This window comes from Mesorhizobium sp. M7A.F.Ca.CA.002.05.1.1, from assembly GCF_003998335.1.
Lineage (GTDB): Bacteria > Pseudomonadota > Alphaproteobacteria > Rhizobiales > Rhizobiaceae > Mesorhizobium.
Genome location: NZ_RZQI01000495.1, coordinates 1 through 4,449, shown reverse-complemented (window position 1 = coordinate 4,449; position 4,449 = coordinate 1). Strand labels below are relative to the sequence as shown.

General features: G+C 61.8%; 5 protein-coding genes. 1 reads left to right on the top strand and 4 read right to left on the bottom strand.

Annotated elements, in window-relative coordinates:
• Nucleotides 1-125 (top strand): CBS domain-containing protein (locus EN939_RS22445; RefSeq protein WP_127269755.1); only part of this gene is annotated, 125 nt, incomplete at its 5' end.
• A gap of 166 nt (nt 126-291) precedes the next feature.
• Here the strand turns inward: EN939_RS22445 and EN939_RS22440 are convergent.
• The 4 genes from EN939_RS22440 to hemH form a co-directional block, all read right to left on the bottom strand.
• Complete coding sequence (locus EN939_RS22440; RefSeq protein ID WP_127269754.1) at nt 292-756, bottom strand: NfeD family protein; 465 nt, start codon at nt 754-756, stop codon at nt 292-294.
• An 11-nt stretch (nt 757-767) separates the two neighbouring features.
• On the bottom strand, nt 768-1,718 hold the full coding sequence (locus tag EN939_RS22435; protein WP_127269753.1) for an SPFH domain-containing protein: 951 nt from the start codon (nt 1,716-1,718) through the stop codon (nt 768-770).
• Between the two features lie 121 nt (nt 1,719-1,839).
• A complete protein-coding gene (locus tag EN939_RS22430; protein ID WP_127269752.1) occupies nt 1,840-3,051 on the bottom strand; it encodes an NAD(P)/FAD-dependent oxidoreductase in 1,212 nt (403 codons plus the stop codon).
• 51 nt (nt 3,052-3,102) lie between these two features.
• Nucleotides 3,103-4,167, bottom strand: a complete 1,065-nt coding sequence (gene hemH, locus EN939_RS22425; protein WP_127269750.1) for a ferrochelatase — start codon at nt 4,165-4,167, stop codon at nt 3,103-3,105.
• Nucleotides 4,168-4,449: the final 282 nt, after the last annotated feature.

The following is a 4,449-nucleotide window of genomic DNA, read 5'->3' as shown; positions in this document are numbered from 1 at the left end:
CGCTGGTGGCAACGGCGCTGCAGACGATCAACAACTCAGCCATCACCAGCCTGATGGTGGTGGAGGGCCGGAAACCAGTCGGCCTCATCCACCTGCACGACCTGCTGCGTATCGGCGCCGCCTAAGGTGTGCTGATCTTAAGGTGATGCCGGCCTGCAAACGACGGTTTCCTGCGCTTCCGGTGCTCACGTACCCAAAGTACGCTCCGCTCCGGTTCTCGGAACCCACCGTTTTCGACTCGGCCTGACCTGAATCTCAACACACCTTGTCCAAGCGGTGGGTTTCAAGAATTCAGACCGCCTCGACGGTCAGTTCCAGATCCGTATCGGCCGCACCCGTCACGCGCACTTGCGTGCCGGCCGGCAAATCCGGGCCGGAGACACGCCACAGCGTATCGCCCAGCTTGATGCGGCCGCGCCCGTCCCGGATCGGCTCGGCAAGTGTCGCCATCCTGCCGACCATTTGCGCGCCGCGCCGGTTGAGCAGCGGCTGGTCGGTCGGGTCGTTGCGGCTGCCGACCAGCTTCTTGCCGACATAGGCCGAGACCAGCGACAGCGCCAGGAAGGCGAGGACCTGGACCTGCCAGGTCCAGAAGCCGGCGTCCCAGACCAGCAGCGACACGGCGCCGATGATCAGCGCGGCGATGCCGATCCACAGCATGAAGATACCCGGTGCGATGACTTCCATCACCAGCAGGATGAAACCGAGTACCATCCAGTTCCACGGGCCGAGTTCGGAAACGATGCGGTCGATCATTGGTTTCGACCTCAGTTGTCGGTTGGGCGAACGACCGGCGGGCGCGCGGCCTGCCTCTGCGAGCCGGTCGTGCCTTCGCTGCGGAAGACTTCTTTGGCGATTTCGCCAATGCCGCCGAGCGAACCGATCAGCGACGATGCCTCGAAGGGCATCAGCACGATCTTGCTGTTGGTGGCCGTGCCGATCCTGCCAAGCGCTTCAGTGTATTTCAGCGCTACGAAGTAGTTCAGCGCCTGCACATCGCCTTTGGAGATCGCTTCCGACACCACCTGGGTGGCGCGGGCTTCCGCCTCGGCCGAACGTTCGCGCGCCTCGGCATCGCGGAAGGCGGCTTCCTTGCGGCCCTCGGCCTCGAGGATCTGCGACTGCTTGAGGCCTTCGGCGGCAAGGATCTGGGCACGCTTGTTGCGTTCCGCGGTCATCTGCCGGCCCATCGATTCGATAAGGTTGGCCGGCGGGTTGATGTCCTTGATTTCGACGCGGGTGATCTTGATGCCCCACGGGTGGGCTGCCTCATCGACGACACGCAGCAGGCGCTCGTTGATGGCGTCGCGGTTCGACAGGAGTTCATCGAGATCCATCGAACCCATGACGGTACGGATGTTGGTCATCGTCAGATTGAGGATGGCGTTCTGCAGGCCGGAAACCTGGTAGGCGGCCTGCGCCGCGTTGAGGATCTGGAAAAAGGCGATGCCGTCGACACCGACAATGGCGTTGTCGCGGGTGATGATTTCCTGGCTCGGAACGTCAAGCACCTGCTCCATCATGTTCATCTTGGCGCCGATACGGTCGATGAACGGGAAAATGAAATTGAGGCCTGGGCTCAGTGTCTTGGTGTAACGGCCAAAGCGCTCCACCGTATAATTGTAACCTTGCGGGATTGTCCTGATGCCTTTGATCAGCAGCACCAATACCAGAAGTGCAAGTGCACCAATCGCAATATCGAAACCACTGAAATCCATTTGGCTCTCCCTCAGACGAAGGCCGCACAAGCCATTCTCGCGCCGCCGACTTCACCAAAGACTTAAGTGTATTTCAGATGCGTTACAATCAGGTGATGATGGATTGTTTATAGGGTTGCACTCAGCGGTTGAAGGCAAACAATCTTGCATCCATGTCATCCAGCCCGTTGATCGAAGCCGGGACAATCTCGGAAGCGACCTGCGAGAAGGTGATGCCGTTGCCACCGTAGCCCATCACCGCATGGATGCGCGGGTGGCGGGGAATGGCGCCGATATAGGGCAGGCCGGTGGTCGTGGTGCCGAACGAGCCGGTCCAGGCAAAATCGGGTCTGGTGTCGAGATGCGGAACTATCAGGCCGAGCTTCTCGGCGATGCGTGTGCTCTTGTCGGCGATCAGCGCGTCGCGCCGCGCTTCGTCGATAAAATCCTCGTCCTCGCCGCCGCAAATGACCCGGCCGTCGACCGTCGTGCGCATATACAGATACGGCTCCGACGCTTCCCAGATGAACGCTGCGTCCGGCCAGAGCTTTCGCGGTTGCGGGCGTGTCGCAATCGCCCATGTCGAGATGATCCGGTGGGCGGTGGCCGGCACGATGTCGACAAGTTCGTAGCCGGTGGCCAGAACAACATGTCGTGCGGTTATGGTCGGGCCATCCCTGGTCGCGACGACAACAGCTTCGGCGCTGTCCTCGATCATTGTGGCTTCCACGGGGGCATAGAAGCGTGCCTTGCGCTCCAGGGATTTCAGCAGCAGCCCAGCCGTCAGCTTGCGTGGGTCGAGGGCGATATTGCCGTGGCCGAGAATGGCGCCTTCGCGGTCGATGCCGAATTTCTCGGCTAGCTGTTGTCGGGTTAAGCAGATGGCGCCGATGCCGGCTAGCCGACGTGCCTCGGCCTCGTCGCGCAGTTCCGGCGGACCAAGCATCGTGCCGGCCAGATAGAGTGACGGCATGCGGCTTAGGCCACAGTTGATGCCGAGTTCGGCAATGCGTCCGGCGAGATTGGAAACGGCGAGCCGCGAGCGTCGCCAGGCCTGCTGGGCCGAAGCTCTGCCGACCATCTTCGAGAGCGTGGAGAGTGGCTGGTCTATTTCGAATGCCACCAGTGCGGTGGTTGCGGCCGTCGAGCCCTTCAGCGGGCCGCGCCGGTCGATGCAGATCACCCGATGGCCATCGGCCGTCAGCGCCTCGGCCATCATGGCGCCGCTGATCCCCATGCCGACGACCAGCACATCCGTGTTGACGTCCCGGATCAGGCCGTCCGTCGGCACCGCAGGCGCGCGATAGGCCGACCAGACGGGCTGGCCAGTTCTGAGGTCGAGTTTGCGGGGCATCGCATTCTCCGGAGGCGCGCCTTAACGCCCCGGAGCTTGTGTTGTTCCGGGTTAGACCCAGCCGGACAGTTCGCGCCGCACCATCGCCTCGATCACCGCCATCCCTTCCGCGCTATCGTTGAGGCAAGGTATATGGGCGAAATTCTTGCCGCCGGCATGGTGGAAGGTTTCAGCCGCCTCGCGGCCGATCTCGTCCAGCGTCTCGATGCAGTCGACGGAAAAGCCGGGATTGACGATGGCGATCGACTTGACGCCGTCCCGCGCGAGTTTTTCCACCGTCTTGTCAGTATAGGGCTGCAGCCATTCCTGCGCGCCGAACCGCGACTGGAAGGTAATGATCAGTTTCCCGTCGTCCCAGCCGAGCCGTTCGCGCAACAGCCGCGTCGTCTTCTGGCAATGGCAATGATAGGGGTCGCCCTTCTCGAAATACGGTTTTGGAATGCCGTGATAGGAGGTGATGACCACCTCCGGCTCGAAGTCCAGTGTCGCCAGATGCCGTTCGATCGAGCGCGCTAGCGCCTCGATATAGACCGGCTCGTCATAGTAGGGCGGCACGCTGCGGACCGCCGGTGCGCGGCGCATCTTCATCAGCGCGCGAAACAGCTGATCATTAGCGGTTGCCGTGGTCGTCGCCGAATATTGCGGATAGAGCGGGAAGGTAAGGATGCGGTCGCAGCCCTGGTCGACCAGACTCTGGGCAATGCTGGCGGTTGAAGGGTTGCCATAGCGCATTGCCCAGTCGACGACGACATCAGGCAGGTCGCTCAGCGCTTCGGCCAGCTTTTCGGCCTGGGCGCGGGTATAGGTGCGCAGCGGCGACTCGTTCTTTTCCCGGTTCCAGATCCGGGCGTAGTTGGCGCCCGATTTCTTGGGCCGCGTGGTGAGCACAAGGCCATAGAGGATCGGATACCAGATCGCCTTGTTGAGCTCGATGACGCGCGGGTCGGACAGGAATTCACGGAGATAGCGCCACATCGGCTTGAAATCGGTGCCGTCGGGCGTACCCAGATTGACCAGCATGACGCCGATCTTGCCCGCCTTGACCGGCGGATGCCCAGCGGGCAACGGGCCGGGCGCCTTTGCGGCCTTGGGTTCGGCAGGGGTGGGAAGCGACATAAGGGTTCTCCGGAAGACGCGAACCTAACCATCTTGCGCGCGCATTCAATGCAGCGTCTGGCCGCACCTTAAAGCGGATTGTCTGAATGGATTCAGACGACCCGCTTTAAGCCTTTGTTTTTATGCGCGTCGTTCTCCCAAAACCGACGTCACTTTGGGGGCGACATGAATTAGCCGAAAACAGGACGCCCGTCCGGTTTTCGGACGGGCGGTGTCATTCAGGCATATAGCGGGGCTATTGCGGCGGGATGGTCAGCGTTTCGCCCACAAGGGTTATGAGCC

Bases quoted from the DNA above. Each gene is read 5' to 3' on its own strand.
- EN939_RS22440 (WP_127269754.1), bottom strand. From the start codon at position 756: ATGATCGACCGCATCGTTTCCGAACTCGGCCCGTGGAACTGGATGGTA.
- EN939_RS22435 (WP_127269753.1), bottom strand. From the start codon at position 1,718: ATGGATTTCAGTGGTTTCGATATTGCGATTGGTGCACTTGCACTTCTG.
- EN939_RS22430 (WP_127269752.1), bottom strand. From the start codon at position 3,051: ATGCCCCGCAAACTCGACCTCAGAACTGGCCAGCCCGTCTGGTCGGCC.
- hemH (WP_127269750.1), bottom strand. From the start codon at position 4,167: ATGTCGCTTCCCACCCCTGCCGAACCCAAGGCCGCAAAGGCGCCCGGC.